Annotated in this window: 17 protein-coding genes; 12 read left to right on the forward strand and 5 right to left on the reverse strand. The window is 59.3% G+C overall.

The window, feature by feature from the left end:
• Nucleotides 1-363 precede the first annotated feature (363 nt).
• Nucleotides 364-3,039 carry a replicative DNA helicase gene (gene dnaB, locus FNT36_RS03700; RefSeq protein ID WP_144844480.1) on the reverse strand — a complete coding sequence of 892 codons (2,676 nt, stop codon included), beginning with the start codon at nt 3,037-3,039 and terminating at the stop codon, nt 364-366.
• 273 nt (nt 3,040-3,312) lie between these two features.
• Here dnaB and FNT36_RS03705 point away from each other — a divergent pair, with 273 nt between their 5' ends.
• The 3 genes from FNT36_RS03705 to FNT36_RS03715 all read left to right on the forward strand — a co-directional run bounded on the left by FNT36_RS03705 (nt 3,313) and on the right by FNT36_RS03715 (nt 7,192).
• Nucleotides 3,313-4,683, forward strand: a complete 1,371-nt coding sequence (locus FNT36_RS03705; RefSeq protein WP_144844482.1) for a UDP-N-acetylmuramate--L-alanine ligase — start codon at nt 3,313-3,315, stop codon at nt 4,681-4,683.
• A 111-nt stretch (nt 4,684-4,794) separates the two neighbouring features.
• Nucleotides 4,795-5,259 carry a BLUF domain-containing protein gene (locus FNT36_RS03710; protein WP_144844484.1) on the forward strand — a complete coding sequence of 155 codons (465 nt, stop codon included), beginning with the start codon at nt 4,795-4,797 and terminating at the stop codon, nt 5,257-5,259.
• 64 nt (nt 5,260-5,323) lie between these two features.
• Nucleotides 5,324-7,192, forward strand: coding sequence for a PAS domain-containing sensor histidine kinase (locus FNT36_RS03715; RefSeq protein WP_144844486.1), 1,869 nt, complete (start codon nt 5,324-5,326; stop codon nt 7,190-7,192).
• Nucleotides 7,193-7,347: 155 nt separating this feature from the next.
• Here FNT36_RS03715 and FNT36_RS03720 read toward each other — a convergent pair whose 3' ends face one another.
• Both FNT36_RS03720 and FNT36_RS03725 read right to left on the reverse strand, forming a co-directional pair.
• Nucleotides 7,348-7,920, reverse strand: a complete 573-nt coding sequence (locus FNT36_RS03720) for a hypothetical protein (protein ID WP_144844488.1) — start codon at nt 7,918-7,920, stop codon at nt 7,348-7,350.
• A 112-nt stretch (nt 7,921-8,032) separates the two neighbouring features.
• On the reverse strand, nt 8,033-8,842 hold the full coding sequence (locus FNT36_RS03725) for a M48 family metallopeptidase (protein WP_144844490.1): 810 nt from the start codon (nt 8,840-8,842) through the stop codon (nt 8,033-8,035).
• Nucleotides 8,843-9,108: 266 nt separating this feature from the next.
• On the opposite strand from FNT36_RS03725, the gene FNT36_RS03730 reads away from it, so the two are divergent.
• The 7 genes from FNT36_RS03730 to FNT36_RS03760 all read left to right on the forward strand — a co-directional run bounded on the left by FNT36_RS03730 (nt 9,109) and on the right by FNT36_RS03760 (nt 15,654).
• Nucleotides 9,109-9,723, forward strand: coding sequence for a fumarylacetoacetate hydrolase family protein (locus FNT36_RS03730; RefSeq protein ID WP_144844492.1), 615 nt, complete (start codon nt 9,109-9,111; stop codon nt 9,721-9,723).
• Nucleotides 9,724-9,869: 146 nt separating this feature from the next.
• Entirely contained in the window at nt 9,870-11,864 is a 1,995-nt protein-coding gene (locus tag FNT36_RS03735) for a M23 family metallopeptidase (RefSeq protein WP_233635657.1), read from the forward strand.
• Nucleotides 11,865-11,952: 88 nt separating this feature from the next.
• Nucleotides 11,953-12,402: a thioredoxin-dependent thiol peroxidase gene (gene bcp / locus FNT36_RS03740; protein WP_144844496.1), complete on the forward strand. Its 450-nt coding sequence runs from the start codon at nt 11,953-11,955 to the stop codon at nt 12,400-12,402.
• 38 nt (nt 12,403-12,440) lie between these two features.
• Nucleotides 12,441-13,886, forward strand: coding sequence for a vWA domain-containing protein (locus FNT36_RS03745; protein ID WP_144844498.1), 1,446 nt, complete (start codon nt 12,441-12,443; stop codon nt 13,884-13,886).
• A gap of 197 nt (nt 13,887-14,083) precedes the next feature.
• Nucleotides 14,084-14,656, forward strand: coding sequence for an RNA polymerase sigma factor (locus FNT36_RS03750; protein ID WP_144844500.1), 573 nt, complete (start codon nt 14,084-14,086; stop codon nt 14,654-14,656).
• A gap of 32 nt (nt 14,657-14,688) precedes the next feature.
• Entirely contained in the window at nt 14,689-15,141 is a 453-nt protein-coding gene (locus FNT36_RS03755) for a hypothetical protein (protein ID WP_144844502.1), read from the forward strand.
• An 18-nt stretch (nt 15,142-15,159) separates the two neighbouring features.
• On the forward strand, nt 15,160-15,654 hold the full coding sequence (locus FNT36_RS03760) for a hypothetical protein (RefSeq protein ID WP_144844504.1): 495 nt from the start codon (nt 15,160-15,162) through the stop codon (nt 15,652-15,654).
• A gap of 93 nt (nt 15,655-15,747) precedes the next feature.
• Here FNT36_RS03760 and FNT36_RS03765 read toward each other — a convergent pair whose 3' ends face one another.
• The gene (locus FNT36_RS03765) at nt 15,748-16,773 is read right to left on the reverse strand and encodes an aldo/keto reductase (RefSeq protein ID WP_144844506.1); all 1,026 of its coding nucleotides are present in this window, start codon (nt 16,771-16,773) and stop codon (nt 15,748-15,750) included.
• Nucleotides 16,774-16,863: 90 nt separating this feature from the next.
• Between FNT36_RS03765 and FNT36_RS03770 the strand changes: the two genes are divergently transcribed.
• The gene (locus tag FNT36_RS03770; RefSeq protein WP_144844508.1) at nt 16,864-18,066 is read left to right on the forward strand and encodes an aspartate aminotransferase family protein; all 1,203 of its coding nucleotides are present in this window, start codon (nt 16,864-16,866) and stop codon (nt 18,064-18,066) included.
• 176 nt (nt 18,067-18,242) lie between these two features.
• On the opposite strand, the gene FNT36_RS03775 is transcribed toward FNT36_RS03770, so the two are convergent.
• Nucleotides 18,243-18,689 (reverse strand): tellurite resistance TerB family protein, encoded by a 447-nt coding sequence (locus tag FNT36_RS03775; RefSeq protein ID WP_144844510.1) that lies wholly within the window; start codon nt 18,687-18,689, stop codon nt 18,243-18,245.
• Nucleotides 18,690-18,942: 253 nt separating this feature from the next.
• Here FNT36_RS03775 and pfkA point away from each other — a divergent pair, with 253 nt between their 5' ends.
• The gene (pfkA, locus tag FNT36_RS03780; protein ID WP_144844512.1) at nt 18,943-19,914 is read left to right on the forward strand and encodes a 6-phosphofructokinase; all 972 of its coding nucleotides are present in this window, start codon (nt 18,943-18,945) and stop codon (nt 19,912-19,914) included.
• Nucleotides 19,915-19,929: the final 15 nt, after the last annotated feature.

Here is a 19,929-nt window from a genome sequence, read left to right on the forward strand (position 1 = left end):
CCACGATGTACAGACAAATACGAAGCGGCTTCACAACGCTTCTGCGTGCAAAGCTGGCTTCATTAGGCACTCGCTTTTTCAGCAGAAGCCATAGACCAGTACCCCAGGCGCCCCCAGCACCACCCCTAGCAACACGGATGAATTAATAGCCCAAAGCAATACAAAGCAGCCGATACTCACCCACAAGACGTACCGTGCAAAGCTTATTTGCCCAACCTCTTTCAAGGACTGAAAGGCCATAATACCTCCAGCCAGCGGACCAAAAATCAACGAAAACCAAAAAAGCGCTACGGGAGAATAAATGCTTACTCCCTCCTCTTCAGTTGACTGATTTATCATCATGTGTACCGGCTAATAATAGCCCTAAAATGGTGGCTCCTCGCCAAAACTGTTACTCTTAGGAAAGGGCACTGGCGAGGGTGGCGCATCATTCATGCGGCTACCTAGGCGGATAGTTTGCGGCTGACCAAAGCCCGCATCGCCGCCGGCTGGCCCTTCGTTGTCGAAACTGCTGCCTGGCAGGGCATTGGGCGAGTATGAGGCATCGCCAAAACCACCGGCCCCGCCCCCATCGAAGCCGTCGAGGTCGGCAAACTTGGTAAAGCGCCCGATGAACTTGAGCTGCACCGTTTCGAGCGAGCCGTTCCGGTGTTTGGCAATGATAACCTCACCCATACCCTGGGTAGGATTACCCATTTCGTCTTCGGTAATCTTGTAGTACTCAGGGCGATACAAGAAGATAACCATGTCTGCGTCCTGCTCGATAGAACCTGATTCACGCAGGTCACTTAGCTGGGGCTTCTTGTCGCCGCCCCGCGTCTCTACCGAGCGCGAGAGCTGTGACAGGGCGATAACCGGCACGTTCAGCTCTTTGGCAATGCCCTTAAGCGCCCGCGAAATACTGGCAATTTCCTGTTCGCGGTTGCCACCCTTGCCCCCATCGTTGCCGCTCATCAGCTGCAAGTAGTCGATGATAATGAGCTGGATATCGTGCTGCGACTTGAGGCGCCGGCACTTGGCCCGCAGCTCCCGGATGCTGAGCGCTGGCGTATCGTCGATATAAATCGGGGCGGTAGAAAGCGACGAAATCTTGTGGTTGAGCTGCGACCATTCGTAGTCGGCCAGATTGCCCTTTTTGATTTTCTCCGAATCCAACTCCGCCTCGGCCGATATCAGACGGTTGACGAGCTGGAGCGACGACATTTCGAGCGAGAAAATGGCCACCGGTTTTTTGAAATCGACTGCTGCGTTACGCATCGCCGACACTACGAAGGCCGTGTTGTGCGTCACGGTGCAGTCGGCCAGCAAAAACAGGTGGTTGCCGTCAATTTCGAAGCCGTAGTAGTCGTCTTCCTTGTCGAACTCGACCGAGATGCCCGTCAGGCGCCAATCGACAGGCGAAACCCAAGGCTGAGCTTTTTTGCGGGCCACGCGCACCGGCACGCGCTCGATGTCGCCGTAAATCCGCACGCGGTACACTTCGCTTTCGTAGCCAATTTTGGCGATTGCGGCGCGCTTTGTTTTTAGCGACGTGCGGAAGCCCAGCGAGTCGGCCAGAAACTTGATTTGCCGGGCCAGCTCTAGGTTCTTCTGCGTAATCTCGTAGCCGTTGCTCACGGGGTCGAGGTGCCCGTCCGAGTCGATGAGGCCAGCCAGCAGCCGCAGGCGGTTGGCAGTCGAGTTGATGAGGTAGCGCTGCGGAATGTGCTTATTATGCAATACGCTTAGCTGGCGCAGTTCGTCCTGCACCGAGTACTGGGCTAGGCTACCGCCCCGCCGGCCCCGCGTGATGCCGTAGCTGTTGCAGCGGTCGGCTACCACGCCGGTCGTTACCTGTAGCCCTAGGTCGCCAGCGTACTCATGCAGGTAGTCAATAATTTCGGCGTCCTGCCCAGTAATGCGGGAGTTACCTGACGCGCCATCGCCCAGCCACACCCCTAGGAAATACGGGTCGAGCGGCAGCGCTTGTTCGATAAACTCCACGGCCACTTTATAGCCCTTGTAGTTCGATTGAAACTTGGGACTTTTTTTCAGCCAGTCGCGCACTTCAATGTTAAGCACATCGCCGTGGCGGTGCGGGCCCTCGTTGCGCGAGCGCTTGAGCGACAGGATGTGACTTTCGTTTACGCGGTAGTCGTCGCTCTTATTTTGGCGCACCCAGTACATATTCTCGCGGCCGCGGGCCAAACTCAGCACCCGGCGCGGGGTCGAGTCGTCGCCCATCAGCAGGTCGCCTATTTGCACGTCTTCCACGTTGCGCAGCGTGCCATCGAACATGACTACTCGCGTGCCCTTCGCGAGACACTTGCCCATGCCGGGGCGTGCCGCCACAATCACAAGGTCAGATGGCTGCCAGCCGCTCGTGACGCGGTCTAGGGCCGAGAAACCGGTGGGCACGCCCGTGAGGCCGTCCTTTTGGTGCTTCTTTTCTTCGAGCTCCTTGATGGCTTTCACCATCAAGTCCTGCATCGAGTCCACGCCCTTGCGCATGTTGTCCTCCGACACCTGGAAGATATTCTTCTCCGTGGAGTCAAGCAGCTCAAATACGTCGGTGGTTTCTTCGTAGGCGTCGCGCAGAATGTCGGTAGCCGTGCGAATAAGCTCGCGCTTGATAGCCGCTTCCAGAATCACGCGGGCGTGTGCCTCGATGTTGGCGGCCGAGTTGATGTGCATCGTCAAGCCGGCCACGTAGCCCACACCGCCCGCGGCTTCGAGCTCGCCCATTTCACGCAGTTCCTGCACTACGGTGAGCTGGTCGATGGGCTCCGACTTGTCGAACAAGTTACTGATGGCCTTGTAGATGCGCTGGTGACCTTCTTTGTAAAAGCTCACCGGCTTCAGAATGTCTACGACCGTCGTGAGCGCATCCTTCTCTAGCATAAGTGCGCCGAGCACGGCCGCCTCCATTTCGAGGCGCTGCGGGGGCAGCTTGCCGGTGGGCGACGTAGGCACGGGCACGCGAGTGCCGCGCACGCCTTGGAAGGCGGCAGCGGCGCGGGCCGCAGATTGCTTGAGGCGGTCGTCCATACGGTCGTTCATGGCGGGAGGGAAGCGGGAGGCAAAAGATAGAATAGCAGCGCGGACGCTCAACGCAAGTAGTCCGCGCTGGCGGGGCCGGGGAGGGCCCGAACTAACAAAACTAACCAGTAAGCGTTCGAAAAGAAAGTGTGAATAATCGGTTTCTTTTTAGTATGCAAGCGGCCCTGGGCGACCTAGGGCCACCGGCGCAGCCGTATTTTCGCCTCCTCAACAAGGCGGGCCACCCGGGCATTTTCGGCCTGGCCCGCGCCTCGCCCCTAGCTACCCCACCACTTGGAAAGTATTCACCTTATTGCCGTTGGCGGCAGCATCATGCACAACTTGGCGCTGGCCCTGCACCAGCGCGGCGCCCACGTCACGGGCTCCGACGACGAGATTTTTGAGCCAGCCCGCACCCGCCTAGGTAACGCTGGCGTGCTGCCTGCGGCCGAAGGCTGGTTTCCCGAAAAAATTCACGCGGGGCTGGCGGCCGTCATCGTGGGCATGCACGCTCGGCCCGACAACCCCGAGCTGCTGCGCGCCCAGGAACTGGGGCTCAAAATCTACTCCTTCCCTGAGTATATCTACGAAGCCAGCAAGGACAAACAGCGCGTGGTTATTGGTGGCTCGCACGGCAAAACGAGCATTACGGCGCTCATTCTGCACGTGCTGCGCTACCACAGGCGGCAGTTTGACTACGCCGTGGGTGCGCAGCTAGCGGGCTTCGACTTAATGGTGCAGCTAACCGACGACGCGCCGATTATCATCATTGAAGGCGACGAATACCTTTCCTCGCCGGTGGATAGACGCCCCAAATTTCACCTCTATCAGCACCACATCGGCGTGATTTCGGGTATCAGCTGGGACCACATTAACGTGTTTCCGACCGAGGAAATCTACCGCGAGCAGTTCGAGATTTTTGCTCGCCAAACACCCAAGGCCGGCGTGCTCATCTACGACCGCGATGACGAGCAAACCCAGCTCGTGGCCGTGCCGACCAGCCCCGACGTTACCTATGTGGGCTACGGGCCGCATGAGCACGTTATTCGCAACGGCCAGACATTCTTGCTCACCAAGCGCGACGACGAAGTACCCATCCAAGTGTTTGGCGAGCACAACTTGCGCAACATCTCGGCGGCTAAGGAAGTCTGCAAGCAATTGGGCATCAAGGGCAAAGACTTTTACCAAGCCATCACGAGCTTTAAGGGTGCCGCGCGGCGCCTCGAGTTGGTGCAGGCCGGCCCTAGGTCGGTAGTGTACAAGGATTTTGCCCACGCGCCCAGCAAGCTGCGCGCCACGGCCCAAGCCCTAATAAAACAGTTTCCGGAGCGGCAATTGGTGGCCTGCCTCGAGTTGCACACGTTTAGCTCGCTCAACCCAGAGTTTTTGCCCCAATACGCACACTGCTTCGACGCACCCGATGTGGCGGTGGTGTATTTTAATCCCCATGTGCTGGAGCACAAGCGCCTGCCCCCGCTGGCTCCTGAGGCGGTGGCGGCGGCTTTTCAGCGCCCCGACCTGCGCGTATTCACCGATAGCCAAGCCCTGGCCGCTTTCCTGCGCACGCAATCGTGGCCCAATACTAATTTGCTGCTCATGACCTCAGGCACCTTTGATGGGCTAGACCTGGCTGGGTTGGCGGCTGAGGTGGTGGGGCAGCACTAAGCAGAACAGTACCTAGGGACATGAATTTTCCATGTCCCTAGGTATAAGTTTTTACGTAAGTAGCGAACCAGTTCAGCTTATCTAGCTAAATTGCTCTTTCATCTCCGTTCTATGCATCATATTGCCTACATCAGCCGCGCTGTGCGTCCCCTCACCGACGAGGACTTGCACGAGTTGCTGACGCAGTGCCGCCGCGACAACGAGCACCATCACATTACAGGCATTCTTTTTTATAGCCATGGCAATATTGCCCAGCTTTTCGAAGGTGAGCCCGAAGTAATAGAGCCCTTATTTGCCCGCATTTCGCGCGATGGCCGCCATTCGCACGTGCAGAAGCTCATCGACAAGCCCATAACGGCTCGCAGCTTCGCCGATTGGTCGATGGCCTTTCATCCGCTCGAGCCGGTAGCGTTTGAGACATTGCAGGGCTTTTTATTGCCGCACCACGTGCCTGCGCCACCTAGCACGCTCAGCATCGCCGATGCAATGCTTATCGACTTGGTGCGGCTAGCTGTTTTTGGTGGTGCCACACCACCACAAGCTCCCGCGCCTACTGCTGGCCTAGACCCAGCCTAGACGCTGGCCAGCCCTTGGAGTGCCCGCCGGGCGCGTCTGGGGGCCGGCTTACCCTACCCTTCTCATGCGCGAGCACTCTGAACAAACAATTCTGCGCCACATGCCAGCTGGCGTGGCTACGCTACAGGGCCCTGAGCTATGCTATGGCTTTGTAAATGAGGCGATGGAGACCGTACTCGGGGGCCCAGCCCCAGAGGGCACGCCCATTGCCAAGCACCCAGGTTTTTTGGCGGCCGACTTGCTCGATGTCATGCAGCGCGTGTACGAGTCGGGGCGGCCGTTTATGGCTAAGGCGTACTGCCTGGCGTTACCCGGCCCCGACTCTCCCAACCGCTACTACGACCTGACGCTGGAGCCCTTCCGCGAAACCGGCGATGTTATTAGCGGCCTGCTTTTGTTTGCGGTGGATGTCACGGCCCAGGAGGAGGCGCGCCAGCAGGCCCACCGCCTAGAAGTCGAAACCCGCCGCCTAGACACCCGCCTACGTGTGCTCACCGAAACCGTGCCTCAAATCACGTTTACGGTCGATGCCAAAGGACACTACGAATACGTGAGTCCGCAGTGGTACTACTTTACGGGGCAGCCGCCTACGGCGGCAGTGGATGCTATTTGGCCGCTACTCATTCACCCCGACGACCGGCTCCGGGTGCTTTACCAGTCGGAAGCGGCCCGCGCTGCGGGTACTGGCTGGAGCTACGAGTACCGCTTGCGCCGCCACGATGGGCAGTACCGCTGGCTGCTGAGCCGTGCCCTGCCCGAGCAGCTGCACACGCCCGGCGAGCCAGTGTTTTGGCACGGCGCCCTCACCGAAATTCACGACCAACGCGAGCTTACCGAAGCCCTACGCCGGGGCGAGGCCGAGTTGCGCTTCTTGGCCGATAGTATTCCGGAGCTCATCTGGACGGCGACCGCCGAGGGCTTTATTGATTATTACAACCGCCACACCGGCGAGTACACCGGCCTGACCCAGCAGGAGTTAGGCCCCACAGGCTGGGTAAACCTGCTGGCCCCGAGTGAGCAGGCCGAAGCGGCCCGCCAATGGGTGCACAGCATGGCCACGGGCGAGGCCTTTGAAGGAGTATTTCGGATGCGCCGCCACGACGGGCAGTATCGCTGGCACATCATTCGGGCGCGGCAGTTGGCCGACGGGCAGGGCTTGCGTTGGTTTGGAGCCTGCACCGATGTCGATGACCAGCATCGCCTACGCGAAGTGCTGCAAACCCAGTACAACGAGCTTGCCCGCACCAACCACGACTTAGACACCTTCGTGTACACGGCTTCGCACGACCTGCGCCAGCCGCTTATCAACCTGCGCGGCCTGTTTGAGGAGCTGTCACGCGTGGCCTCGTTCGACGACCCGCAGGCCAACTCTATGCTGCACATGGTGGAGGATGCCCTGGCGCAGCTTGAGCTCACTATTCAGGACCTAGCCGCCACCGTGCAAGACCAGCGTGGCTTGTCGGCGCCTGCCGAGCGCCTCGACCTGCGCAGCATTGCCGACGAGATACTGATGGGCCTGCGCGCACAGTTTGTGCAAGCGGGCGCCACGCTGGAGTTCGACCTCGACGGCGCGCCTACCTTGCACTATGGCCGCGCCAACCTGCGCTCCATCCTCCACAACTTGCTCAGCAACGCCCTCAAGTTTGCCCATCCCGAGCGCCCAGCTCACATTCAGGTGCGTAGCTACCTGCACGATGGGCAGCCCGTGCTTTCGGTGCAAGACAATGGCCTAGGTATGGTCGTGCCCTCGCCGCACAGCCCAGGCTTCCGTCCTTTTACTCGGCAGCATACGCACGTGCCAGGAGCCGGCGTCGGCATGTACCTAGTGCAGCGCATCTTAACCAGCCGGGGCGGGCACCTAGAGGTGACTAGCACCCCGGGCGAAGGCACCACCTTTACGGTGCATTGGACCGCCGCCCAACCCGGCATCTAGCAGCAGCCTCTCCGAGCTAGCTCTTTCGTGCACAATACGCAGTACAAAAGCCCACTAGTTAGTGGGCTTTTGGGGTTTAGGTCGGCCGCTGTCATTGGCTAGCAGTATGGCGAGGGCGGCGAGCGAAAAGCGAAGCAGCCACTTAGTAGTCGGTTTCATTTGACGGGGAAAAATGCATTTTCATTCAGCACTTGAAAGGCGCAGCTGTTGCCGCCTGAGTTGTCGCCGCATGACGAGCCGATAATGCGGCTGCCCTCAAAATCGAAAAAGCAAGTAGGGCAGCCATTGCCCGTGAGTACGTAGCGCTCGGCATCGGGCGTCAGCAGCAGCGCCCCGTTGCCGGTGTCGCGCAGGGGTAGTGCCATGGCCCGAAAATGCCCATCGCGCAAACCCATGCCTACCAGATAATAGGTAGCTTTCTCCTTAGGCGCACTAGGTGAAGGACGCACGAGCACTTTATCGACCACCGTGCCATCGTTAAACTCCCGAATGAAGGCGGCCGCGAGCACCGCCTGCCCCATTTTGAAAGTAGGTGGGCCGGACTCGTTTACCTGGGCTATTTGGCGGCTGCGGGCGGCCCGGGCAGCAGCCTCATCAGTGAGGCGCTGGGCCTCGCGGGTAGGGTCGCTGCGCTCGCGGGTGCGGGTGGCTTCGCACGAGGTGAGCAGCAGCAACCCCGCCAGCAGGCCCAGCAACCCAATGCCTAGCAGACGAGGTAAAACGCGCATCAATAACATGTTGATATACTAAAAGTTAATAAAATAAAGATGGACAAGTACAACGAACTAATGATTATGCTTACTATATAATTTTCAATAATTTATCACGCTGCCGGCACACCTATCGCGGCTTATAGTACTTCTGCGCCTCGGGCAGTAAGCGCTCGATATCGGCAATGCGGGTGGCATCGGCGGGGTGGCTCGACAGGAATTCGGGGGTCGAGTTCTGACTTTGGGCCGCCATACGCTGCCAGAATGGAATGGCCTGCGCGGGGTTGTAGCCCGCCATGGCCATAAAAATGAGCCCTAGGTGGTCGGCTTCACTTTCCTGGTTGCGGCTAAACTTGAGTAGCAGTACTTGGCTGCCCAACTGCGTGCCGGTGCCCACGGCGCTGGCAAAAATGCTCTGGGTAGCGGCTGGGTTTTTGGTGAGGGCCGTTGAGATGGCCGAGGTACCCAGCTGCGCCAGCATCTGGTCGCTCATGCGCTCCGAGCCGTGCTTAGCTACGGCGTGGGCTATTTCGTGGCCCATCACTACAGCTAGGCCGGTTTCATCGCGCGTGATGGGCAGAATGCCGGTGTACACGGCTACTTTGCCGCCGGGCATACACCAGGCGTTTACGGTCTTAGGGTCGTCGATAAGGTTAAATTCCCACTGGTAGCCTGCAAGCTGGTCGCTCTGGCCCTGGTCGCGGAAGTACTTTTCGACGGCTGCCTGGATGCGCTGCCCCACGCGCCGCACCATCGCCACATCGGCCGAGTTAGTCGACAGTTTCGACGTGGTCAGCGTTTCCTTATACTGCGTCATAGCCAGCGAATTCATTTCGCTGTCTGATACTAGGTTGAGAGTGCGGCGCCCAGTGATGGGCACCGTAGTACAACCAGCCAACAGGGCAATACTCGCGGCAACAATAGCTTTTTTGAATAACATACAAGGTCGGGTTTTGGGAAAGAAAGAATAGCGAACGCCGCGCCGCCTAGGTGGCAGATTTGGGGCCAATGCCGGCAAGATGCGGGTGGTAGCTATACGCAACCAGACGGGGAGAATGTTTACTTTGTGCTTTGGGTATAAAGCCAGCTTGAGCGAGCGGTTACTACGAAGAAAAGGCCATATCTTGAAAAAAACCAACTCTTCTATATACTATCCAATTTTTTCCTCGTTCTCTGCCTTCTGCCCCTTCTTCTCCGCCCCGTCTTATGAAAATCATCTGCATCGGCCGCAACTATGCCGACCACATTGCCGAGCTTCAAAACGAAACGCCCACCGCGCCTGTCATCTTTCTTAAGCCCGAAACAGCGCTTATTCAGCGCGGCCAGCCCTTCTTCTACCCCGACTTTTCCAAGGATGTGCACTATGAGCTGGAGCTAGTGCTGCGCATCAGCAAAAACGGCCGCCATATCGAGGAGCAATTTGCCCACACCTACTTCGACGCCATTACCCTAGGTATCGATTTCACGGCCCGCGACCTGCAAAGCGAATTGAAGAAAAAGGGCTTGCCTTGGGAGCTGGCTAAGGCCTTCGATGGCTCGGCCCCGCTCTCGCCTACCTTCAAGCCCGCCACCGAGTTCACCAATTTTAGCAACATCAACTTCCGGCTGGAGGTGAATGGCGAGGTGCGCCAGCAGGGCAATTCGGGTCTGATGCTGCATCCATTTGCCAAGATTATCAGCTTCGTATCGCGCTACATCACCCTCAAGCAAGGCGACTTACTCTTCACGGGCACGCCCGCCGGCGTGGGCCCTGTGCAGCCCGGCGACCAGCTCGTAGGCTACCTAGAAGACGAGAAAATACTGAACGTGGCCGTGCGGTAGGCAGTGGGCTCGCCCCCTCCCCGCGCCCTAGGTCCCATTACTTAAGCAGGAATACGGCAAGCCTTGGCCTGCCCTAGAAGTTATTTATTTTGCTGACTATCAAATTTATGCGCCGGCTTGGGTGGTCGGTTGCAGGCGGGTTGCTATTGCTATCTACCGTTAGCCACGGCCAGGACGATGGCAGCGACGACACCACCAGCCACAAAGTGAGCGGCCCCATCAGGCCGGCCACGGCGGCCACAACCGTGGCAGTGGCGCCGGGCTATTTTTTGCTGCCCATTATGCCGGGCCAGCAGAACTTTCTAGCTGCCAGCATGGGCGAGCTACGGCCCAACCACTTCCACGGCGGGCTCGACATCAAGACGGCTAGCGTCATCAACAAGCCCGTGTACGCGGCGGCCGATGGCTACATTTCGCGCCTCAAGCAGTCGTCGTTTGGCTACGGCAACGTACTCTATATCACGCATCCCAATGGGTTGACGACGGTATACGGCCACCTCAATGAGTTTCTGGACCCGGTGCTGACCGAGCTGCGCCGCCAGCAGTACGAAAAGCAGACCTATGAACTGGAGCTATTTTTCAAGCCCGGCCAATTTCCGGTGAAGCGCGGCGACATCGTAGCCAAATCGGGCAACACCGGTGGCTCGGCCGGCCCGCACGTGCACTGGGAAGTGCGCGACGGCCAGGACCGCCAGTTAAATCCCTTGCAGTGGGGCGGCTTTCCAGAGATACAAGACCACCTAGGGCCCATTTTACAAGCCTTAGCGGTGGAGCCGCTGGCCATCACGGCACGGGTGCGGGGGCAGTTTGAGCGGGCGGTGCTGGTGCCCAAGGCGCAGCCGCTGCCGGGTGCCAACACGGTGTTTCCGGATACTGTGGCGTGCGTGGGCCAGGTGGGCCTACTGCTGCAAGGCTTCGACCGGTTTGACCAGGCTTGGAACAAGAATGGCATCCAGCGCGTGACGGTGCGCGTGAACGGGCAGCCGCACTACCAGCACGTTATTGACGCGGTGCCGTTTCCGAACGGCTCGCGGCAAGTCAATAACTTCGTGGACTACGCCTACCACATGCAGGCGGGCCGCATGCTGCAAAAGCTGTGGGTAGACGAAGGCAACGACCTGCCATTCTACACCCCGCCCGGCCTAGGCCAAGGCAAGCTAACGGTGGAGCCTGGCAAGGTGTATACTATTGAGTATGAGCTGGCCGACTCCTACAATAACAAGGCTACGGCGCGGCTGGTGCTGCGCGGCGAGCCCACCGAAGACTACGCCGCGCTTACCCCAGCCCCGGCCCCTACCCCTACTGCCAAGCCGCTGCTGCGCTACGACATCACGCGCAACCTGCTGCGCGCCGTGGTAACTAATGCGCCCCTCGACACCGCCGATGTGCCGGCCAACTTAATACTGCGCCGCAGCGGCCGCGAGCTAGCTCTGCGCCCCAGCTACCGCAAGGGCCGCGAAACTACCTACCTCTACGACCTGCGCGCTGGCCTGCCCGACTCGCTGGTTTTAGGGGAGGTGTCGAAGCGGTTCGACCGGCAAGTGATGATACCAGCAGGCCAGGAAACCAGCTACACGACGCCGCACCTCAACTTGGTTTTTGGGCCGCAAACGCTGTTTTCGCCGCTTTACCTGAGTACCGCATACCGCCCCGCTACCGCTGCCGCGCCCGAAACCTGGGTGGTAGGCTCGGCCCTCACGCCACTCTACCTACCGCTGCGGGTTACTCTCAAAACCACTACCCCACCCGCCGACCGCGAGCGCACGGCCGTGTACAGCGTCACGGCCAAGGGGGGCCGCGCCTACGTGGGCGGCAAGTGGGACGAAAGCGGCCAGCAGGTGTCGTTCAACACCAAGGTTTTTGGTCAATACCGCCTCTACACCGACACCAAGGCACCCGAAGCCCGCCTCCTAGGTAAGCCGGGCGGCCAGCTGCTGTTTCGGGTCGGCGACGACTTGTCGGGGCTGGCCTCGTACCGACTTTTCGTGGGCGGGCGCTTCCGACTGCTGCGCTATGAGCACAAGAACAGCACGCTATTTACCGTGGCGAACGACCCGAATGCCCCGGCGCTGCACGGCGCCGCCGAGTTGCGCCTGACCGACCAGGCCGGCAACGAGCGGGTTATTCCGCTGGCGTTGTAATGTGCTAGCCGCGCTCCGTCTTTCCGCGGAAAGGTTGGCGCAAGCTTCGCAGTAGACAGCTACAATTCACTTGATTAAAAATCTCCATATGCTTCCCGAACCCGGCACCCCCGCCCCCGATTTCACCGCTCCCGACCAGCACGGCAATCCTTTCACGCTGAGCAGCCTGCGTGGCCAGAAGGTAGCCCTCTATTTTTATCCTAAAGACGACACGCCCGGCTGCACTGCCCAGGCCTGCAACCTGCGCGACAATGAAATGCAGCTGGCCGCCCAAGGCATTAAGGTAGTGGGTGTGAGCACCGACGACGCAGCTTCGCACGGCAAGTTTGCCCAGAAATATGACCTAGGCTTTCCGCTGGTGGCCGATGCCGACAAAGCCATCGTACAGGCCTACGGCGTGTGGCAGGAAAAGAAAAACTACGGTAAAACCTACTGGGGCACCGTACGCACCACGTTTTTGCTCGACGAAAATGGTGTGATAGCCCGCGTAATCAAGCGCCCCGACACCAAGGAACACGCCGCGCAATTGCTGAAATAATCGGGCCGCTGAGCCAGCTTTTTGCTTACCTTGCGCCTATGCACCTGGCTTTCTGCACCGCGCCGCGCCTTCGTCCCACCCTATCCTCTCGCGGCTTCTTCTGGTTATTCATCAGCGCCTTGGCGCTGCTATTGTCGGCCTCGGCCGCTCGGGCGCAAAACGCGCCGCCCGAGCGGCCCAAGGTTACGCGCCTGCTCTTCCTGCTCGATGCGTCGGGCTCGATGATGGCGCCCTGGGAAGGCCAGCCGCGCTGGGAAGTGGCCAAGCGCCTACTGGCCAAGATGGCCGACTCACTCAACGCCTACCCCAACCTAGAGCTGGGTTTGCGTGTGTATGGCCACCAAAGCCCCAATTCCGAGCAAAACTGCGAGGACTCGCGCCTGGAAGTGCCCTTTGCACCTAAGAACGCCGCCGCCATCAAGGCCAAGCTCAAGACGCTGAAGGCGCAGGGCAACACGCCCATCACGTATTCGCTGGGGCAGTCGGCCAATGACTTTCCAATTGATAAGACATCGCGCAACGTACTTCTGCTCATCACCGACGGGGTAGAGTCGTGCCAGGGCGACCCGTGCGCTACGTCGCTGGCCTTGCAGCGCAAGCATATCTTTTTAAAGCCTTTCGTGATTGGTATCGGGGCCCAGAAGGATTTTGGCAAGGCGCTGGACTGCCTAGGTCGCTACTATAACGCGGCCGAGGTCAAGACCTTCAAAACGGTGCTCAACGACGTAATCGCCCAAACGCTGGCTAAAACGACGGTGGCCGTAAACCTGACCGACGAGGCCGGCCGCGCCGTGGAGTCGAACGTGAATATGACGTTCATTAACAACGTCACGGGCCAGCCTGAGTACAACTATGTGCACTACCGCGACGCTGCGGGCAAGGCCGATGAGCTCGCTATTGACGCTTTGCAGAGCTACGATTTGGTTATCAATACGCTGCCGCCCGTGCGTCAAGCCAACCTTGTTATCAAGCCCGGCAAGGCTAACGTACTGAACTATAAGACACCACAGGGTACGCTAGCTCTGCAAGGGCCTAACCTCAGTCCCAACCCCTACGGGGGGCCGGTGCAGGCGGTGGTGCGCACGCCAGCGGGCGCTACAGTAGTGGCCCTACCCTTCGGCGCTAAGCAAAAGCTGCTAGCTGGCAACTACGAAGTGGAGCTGCTGACGCTGCCGCGCACGGTGCAGCGCATCAGCGTGCGGCAGGGAATGACTAGCACCCTCACCTACCCTGCGCCTGGCACCCTCAACATTACCAGCGACTTGAAGGGCCATGGCAGCATCTACCAGGTCGATTCGGACGACTCCCAAACCTGGGTAGCTAACCTGCCCGAAACTAGCAGCAAAGTCAACCTAGCCTTGCAGCCGGGCACGTATCGGCTGGTGTTTCGCACGGCCACTAGCACCGGCAGCAAGTTTACCGATGTGCGCAACTTCACCATCCGCTCGGCTCAGACGACTTCGGTAGCCATTTTTGGGCGGTAATGGGGCCTGCTGCTCAGGAGAATTTCCTGCTTGATGTATTCCTCCCTCTAGTCGAGTGGTTTGCCTGGCTGCTCCCAAAGGATAAAGCGGCAACAGAAGGACGCCGCTTGCAGCGGACTCGACGCGACCAGTGAGGTAGTACATTAAACCCGGCGCTATTCCCGTCGTCTAACCAGCCCGCTCGCCCCACTCCGCGCTTGGAAGACCACGAAATCCTCGCCAAATTTCAAGACCCCGCCAGCCGCAATCTGGCGTTTAATCAGCTCGTGCGCAAGTACCAACAGAAGGTGTACTGGCACGTGCGCAAGATGGTAATTGACCACGCCGATGCCGACGACCTCACGCAAGACGTGTTTGTGAAGGTGTGGAAGCACCTAGGCGACTTTCGGCAGGATGCCCAGCTTTTCACCTGGATTTACCGCATCGCCACCAACGAATGCCTAAGCTTTTTGCAAAGCAAGCGGCGCAAGTTTTTCCTGCCCCTCAACGACGTGGGCGCTGAGCTGGCAGCCAAGCTGGAGGCCGACCCCGCCGTAGCGGGCGACGAAATCGAGCTGAAGCTGCAAAAAGCCATCCTGCGCCTGCCCGATAAGCAGCGCCTGGTGTTCAACCTACGCTACTACGACGAAATGCCCTACGAGCAGATGGCCGAGGTCACCGGCACCAGCGTAGGCGCCCTCAAGGCTAGTTACCATCACGCCGTGCGCAAAATCGAGGACTACGTGACGGCCGCCGACATGCGAGGCTATTCTTCTGATGACGCTAATTAAACCCTAGGTCAGAATTTTCATCTTATCCTTATATGAAACCCTCGTTCCGCCTCGACCAGCACCCGCGCCGCTGGCCCCAGCCGCTGAGCGCGCCGCCGGCGGGCTACTTCGAGCAGCTACCCACCCGCGTGATGGCGCAGGTAGCCGCGCCAACTCGCCCTTGGCAGCTAGCCACTTGGCTGCGGCAAGCCCCGGCCTACGTGCGCACCAGCCTGGCTTCTACGCTGCTGCTGGGCACGTTTGCGGCGTCGCTATGGCTGGGCGCAGGGCCCGCGCGGCAGCCTAGCGTAGCTGCGGGCCTCGACGGCGTGCCGCAGGAAGAACTCGTGGACTACCTAGCCAGCGAAGCCCACCTCGACCTGACGGACCTGGCCGAACTGCCTGCACGCCCCCTAGGTATTACCCATCACTACCTGCACCCCTCGGCCCCCGAGCTAGCCGACGCCCTCGATGCTCAGCCCACCGATGAAGCTGCGTTGCTCTAGGTTTCTTAGTTACTGTTTATGAATATACTACGCTCTTTTCTTTTTGGCTGCTGCTTGCTAGCGCTGGCTGCCCAGCCGGCGCGGGCGCAGGTGCGCCCGCGCGGCGGGCTAAACCAGCCGGCCGGCCGACGCCTCACGCAGCTCGATAATGCCCGCATTGCCTTCATCACGGCCCGCGTGGTGCTGACCCAAGACCAAGCTCAGCGGTTCTGGCCCATCTACAATGAATTTATTGGCAAGCGCCGTGACCTCAACCGCTCGGCCCGCCTACTGCGCCGCGATGCCGACAACGCGAGCCTGAGCGACGCGCAGCTGCGCGAAAATTTCAACCAGGATTTTGCCATTCGCCAGCAGCAGCTGAATCTGGAAAAAGATTATTTCGAGCGGGTGCAGAAAGTGCTTTCACTGCGCCAGGTAGCCCAGCTCTACCAAGCCGAGCGAGACTTTACGAAGGAGGTGCTGCGGCGCGTGGGCGGCCCCAACCAAGCCGATGCGCTACCAGAACCTAGGTAGCTCAACCTTTTTAGTTAGCAATCAAGTATTTTCAGCAAATAAGCGAGGTAGAGCCCCCAGGTATGCGGCGCTACCTCGCTTATTTGCTGCTACCTACACCACCGGCTCACCAAGCATCGGAAAGCCGCGCTGATGCCAATAGGGATAGATGGGTGGCGTGGCGCTGGCCGCATCGAGCTGCGCCACTTGCGCGGGCGTCAGGTTCCAGCCTACGGCGCCTAGGTTCTGTCGCAGCTGCTCTTCGTTGCGCGCCCCAATCACGAGGTTGACCACCGTGGGGCGCTGCAATAACCAGTTGAGCGCCACCTGGGCCACGGTTTTGCCGGTTTCGGCGGCCACCGCATCAAGTGCGTCGATGATGCCAAACAGCAGGTCGTCGGGCACCTTGGGGCCCTGGCTACCGCCCTGCGCCAGGCGACTGGTTTCTGGGATGGGCTGGCCGCGGCGAATCTTGCCACTGAGCAAGCCCGCCGATAGTGGGCTCCACACGATGGTGCCCACCCCCTGGTCGACACCTAGGGGCATCAGCTCCCACTCAAATTCACGGTTGGCAAGCGAGTAGTATGCCTGGTGCCCCACGTAGCGTGCCCAGCCATAGCGCTCCGATACCGACAGCGACTTCATCAGGTGCCAGCCCGAGAAGTTGGAACACGCGATGTAGCGCACCTTGCCGCTCTGGACCAGCGTATCGAGGGTGCGCAGGGTTTCCTCGACCGGTGTGTGGGTGTCGAAGCCGTGCATGTGGTAAATGTCGATATAATCGGTACCTAGGCGACGTAGCGAGTCTTCACAAGCCTTCACCAAATGCGCCCGCGACGAACCGTAATCATTGGGCCCCTCGCCCATCGGAAAGGTCGCCTTGGTGGAGATAAGCACTTCGTGGCGACGGCCCTCTAGGGTCTTGCCTAAGATTTCTTCGGCCATACCCTGCGAGTAGACGTTGGCCGTATCGAAGAGATTAACGCCCGCCTCCAGGCAAATGTCCACCAGCCGGCGAGCCTCTTCTACCTGGGTGTTACCCCAGGCCTTAAAGAATTCATTACCACCCCCAAAAGTGGCTGTACCATAGCTTAGCACGGGTATTTTCAGGCCCGAGCGGCCTAGTTGTCTGTATTCCATAGTTAGTACATAGGCCAGCCCAAGTTATACCGGCCTCTTCCTAACAACCGCCCGCGGCCGCCCTAGGTTGGCGGTACCTTTGTAGGTGTTATGCTAACCCCCCGCCAGCTTTTTCTCCGCCACCAGGCCCAAACTTCCGGCTTCCCGCTCCTGCTAGAAATCGAGCGGGCCGAAGGTGTGTTCATGTACACGCCCGAAGGCCGGCCTATCCTTGACCTCATCTCCGGCATCGGCGTCAGCAATGTAGGCCACCGCCACCCTAGGGTGCTCCAAGCCATTCACGACCAGCTCGATAAATACCTGCACCTGATGGTATACGGCGAGTTGGTGCAGGCCCCACCCGCCCGCCTGGCCCACGCCCTGGCCGCCACCCTGCCCGCTCCCCTCGACACGGTATATTTCACCAATTCAGGGGCCGAGGCCATCGAGGGCGCCCTCAAGCTGGCCAAGCGCCACACCGGCCGCACCGGCCTGGTGTCGGCCTACAATTCGTACCACGGCTCCACCCACGGCGCGCTATCTATTACCGGCTCCGAGGGCTTCAAGAACAGCTACCGTCCGCTGCTGCCCGACGTGACGCACTTGCGCTACAACGAGCTGGCCGACCTTGCACTGATAACCGAGCACACGGCTGCCGTCATTCTTGAAACCGTGCAGGGCGAGGCCGGCGTGCGGGTGCCCGCTCCCGACTATATAGGCGCTGTGCGCCAGCGCTGCACCGAAGTTGGTGCCTTACTCATCCTCGACGAAATTCAGTGCGGCTTTGGGCGCACGGGCACGCAGTGGGCCTTCGAGCAGTTCGGCGTTGTGCCCGACATCTTGGTGTGCGCCAAGGGCATGGGAGGTGGCATGCCCATTGGCGCCTTCATCTCATCGCCCGAAATCATGGTCGGTTTCCAAACCAACCCCATCCTGGGGCACTGCACCACGTTTGGTGGGCACCCGGTGAGCTGCGCGGCGGCCCTGGCCACGCTCCAGGTCATTCAGGACGAGAATCTGCTGGCCGGTGTGGCCGCCAAAGCCGCCCGCATCCGAGCCGGCTTGCAGCACCCGGCCATCCGAGAGGTGCGAAACCAAGGCTTACTAATGGCTGTGGAGTTTGAATCGTTTGACGTGCTCAAGCCCATTATCGACCAAGCGTTGGCCCACGAAAGCATTCTCACTGACTGGTTTTTGTTCTGCGATAACTCGCTGCGCATCGCCCCACCGCTCACCATCACCGATGAGGAAATAGACCAAGCCCTAGGTGGTCTATTGCGGGCCATTGAAGCCACTGTCGGCACTACAGAATAAAAAAGGTATTTCGGATGAGGCGAATTTTGTAAGCAGCAAGTAGTACGGCTGTTTACAACGCGACCATTCGCAAAAAAGGCCGCCTAGTTAGGCGGCCTTTTCTAGTTTAGTGATGTCAGGAGCAGTGCCCTGCAAAATCCGCCTCATCCGAAGAATCCGCGGCTCCGACAGTGGTTTTACCTCTGTGGTATGTTGTTGTAGTTCAAGAAAGAAAGACTTTCTTCTTTGATGCGCTCGCGGGGCATAGCGTCTTTCACCCCTTGCGAGATTTTGCGTACCAGTACGCCCACAATGGCTTTGCGGAAGCCGAGCTTCTCAGCCATCATAATGCAGAAGTCCATTTCGGTTTCATCCACGATGCCGTCGGCCAGCATCATATCGACCAAGTCGAAAATCTGGTCGAAACGCTCCGAGTCGTTGGTTGGAATGTCCGAATCGCAGTTGGTCTGACCTAGCACGAGCTTACGCACGTTGGGGGCCGACATGCCGTTTTTTTTGCCAACCGTGATGATAAAATTCATCTCACGGTCGTCAATGTGCCCGTCGGCCTTGGCCAGGGAGGCTAGATTACACAAATGGCCTTTAATTTTTTTGGCCTGCTCATTTTCGAAAAAACCAAACATAGAGCGGAAGAAAAGAGGTGGGAGAATGTTCGGCCGCGGGCCGGGTGGGAAGTGACCGAAAAATAGGGAGAAAAAGTGTGATAAACTAGCGCTTTTCCTATAGGCAATGAGACTAATACGCAAGCGCCATAAAAATGTCCGGCGAAAAACCTCAACCCTACTCAATAACTGCCGCTCACGTACGACCTTTGCGAGCTTAACGGCGGCCAGCCCTGGCTAGAGGCCAGCTGGCGCTACTTAAGAAACCGGTTTTATGAAGCGAATTGGAGTTTTCACCAGCGGCGGCGACGCACCGGGCATGAACGCCTGCGTCCGCGCGGTAGTGCGGGCGGCCGTGTACCACGGGCTGGAAGTATACGGCATCATGCGGGGCTACAGCGGCATGATTAAGGGCGAGTTTGTGCGCATGGATTCGGCCTCGGTGGCCAACACCGTGCAGCGCGGCGGCACGATACTAAAGTCGGCCCGCTCCCAAAAATTCATGACTAAGGAAGGCCGCCAGCAGGCCTTTGACCAGCTCGTCAACAACGGTATTGAGGGCCTTGTGGCCATCGGGGGCAACGGTACCTTCACGGGCGCTACCATCTTCGAGCAGGAGTTTGGCATTCCAACCGTAGGCGCACCAGGCACCATCGACAACGACCTCTACGGTACTGACTACACCATCGGCTACGACACGGCCGTGAACACGGCCCTAGAGGCCATCGACAAGATTCGGGACACCGCTGACTCGCACGACCGCTGCTTTTTTGTAGAAGTAATGGGTCGCGACTCGGGCTATATCGCTATTCCGTGCGCCATCGGCGGCGGCGCCGAAATCGTGATGGTGCCCGAAACCGCTATGAGCGTGGAGGCCGTAATTGAGACGCTGCAAAACAGCTACAGCCGCCACAAAACTTCGTTTATCGTGATAGTGGCCGAGGGCGAGGAAGAAGGCAACGTGCACAACGTGGCCCGCCGCGTAAAAGCCGCCCTACCTCAACTCGACACCCGCGTCACCATCGTGGGTCATATTCAGCGCGGGGGCTCGCCCACGGCGGCCGACCGCCTGTTGGCCTCGCAGCTCGGCATCGCGGCCGTAGAAGGCCTCATGAATGGCATGAAAAACGTGATGGCCGGCATCGTAGACCGCAAGCTCATGTACACGCCCTTTGACGACACTATCCACAAGCGTAAGGTTATCAACCAGAGCTTTATGCGCATGGTTGAAATCCTATCAGTGTAGCACTGAGCCAGTAAA

This window comes from Hymenobacter setariae (assembly GCF_007713685.1).
Taxonomy (GTDB): domain Bacteria; phylum Bacteroidota; class Bacteroidia; order Cytophagales; family Hymenobacteraceae; genus Hymenobacter; species Hymenobacter setariae.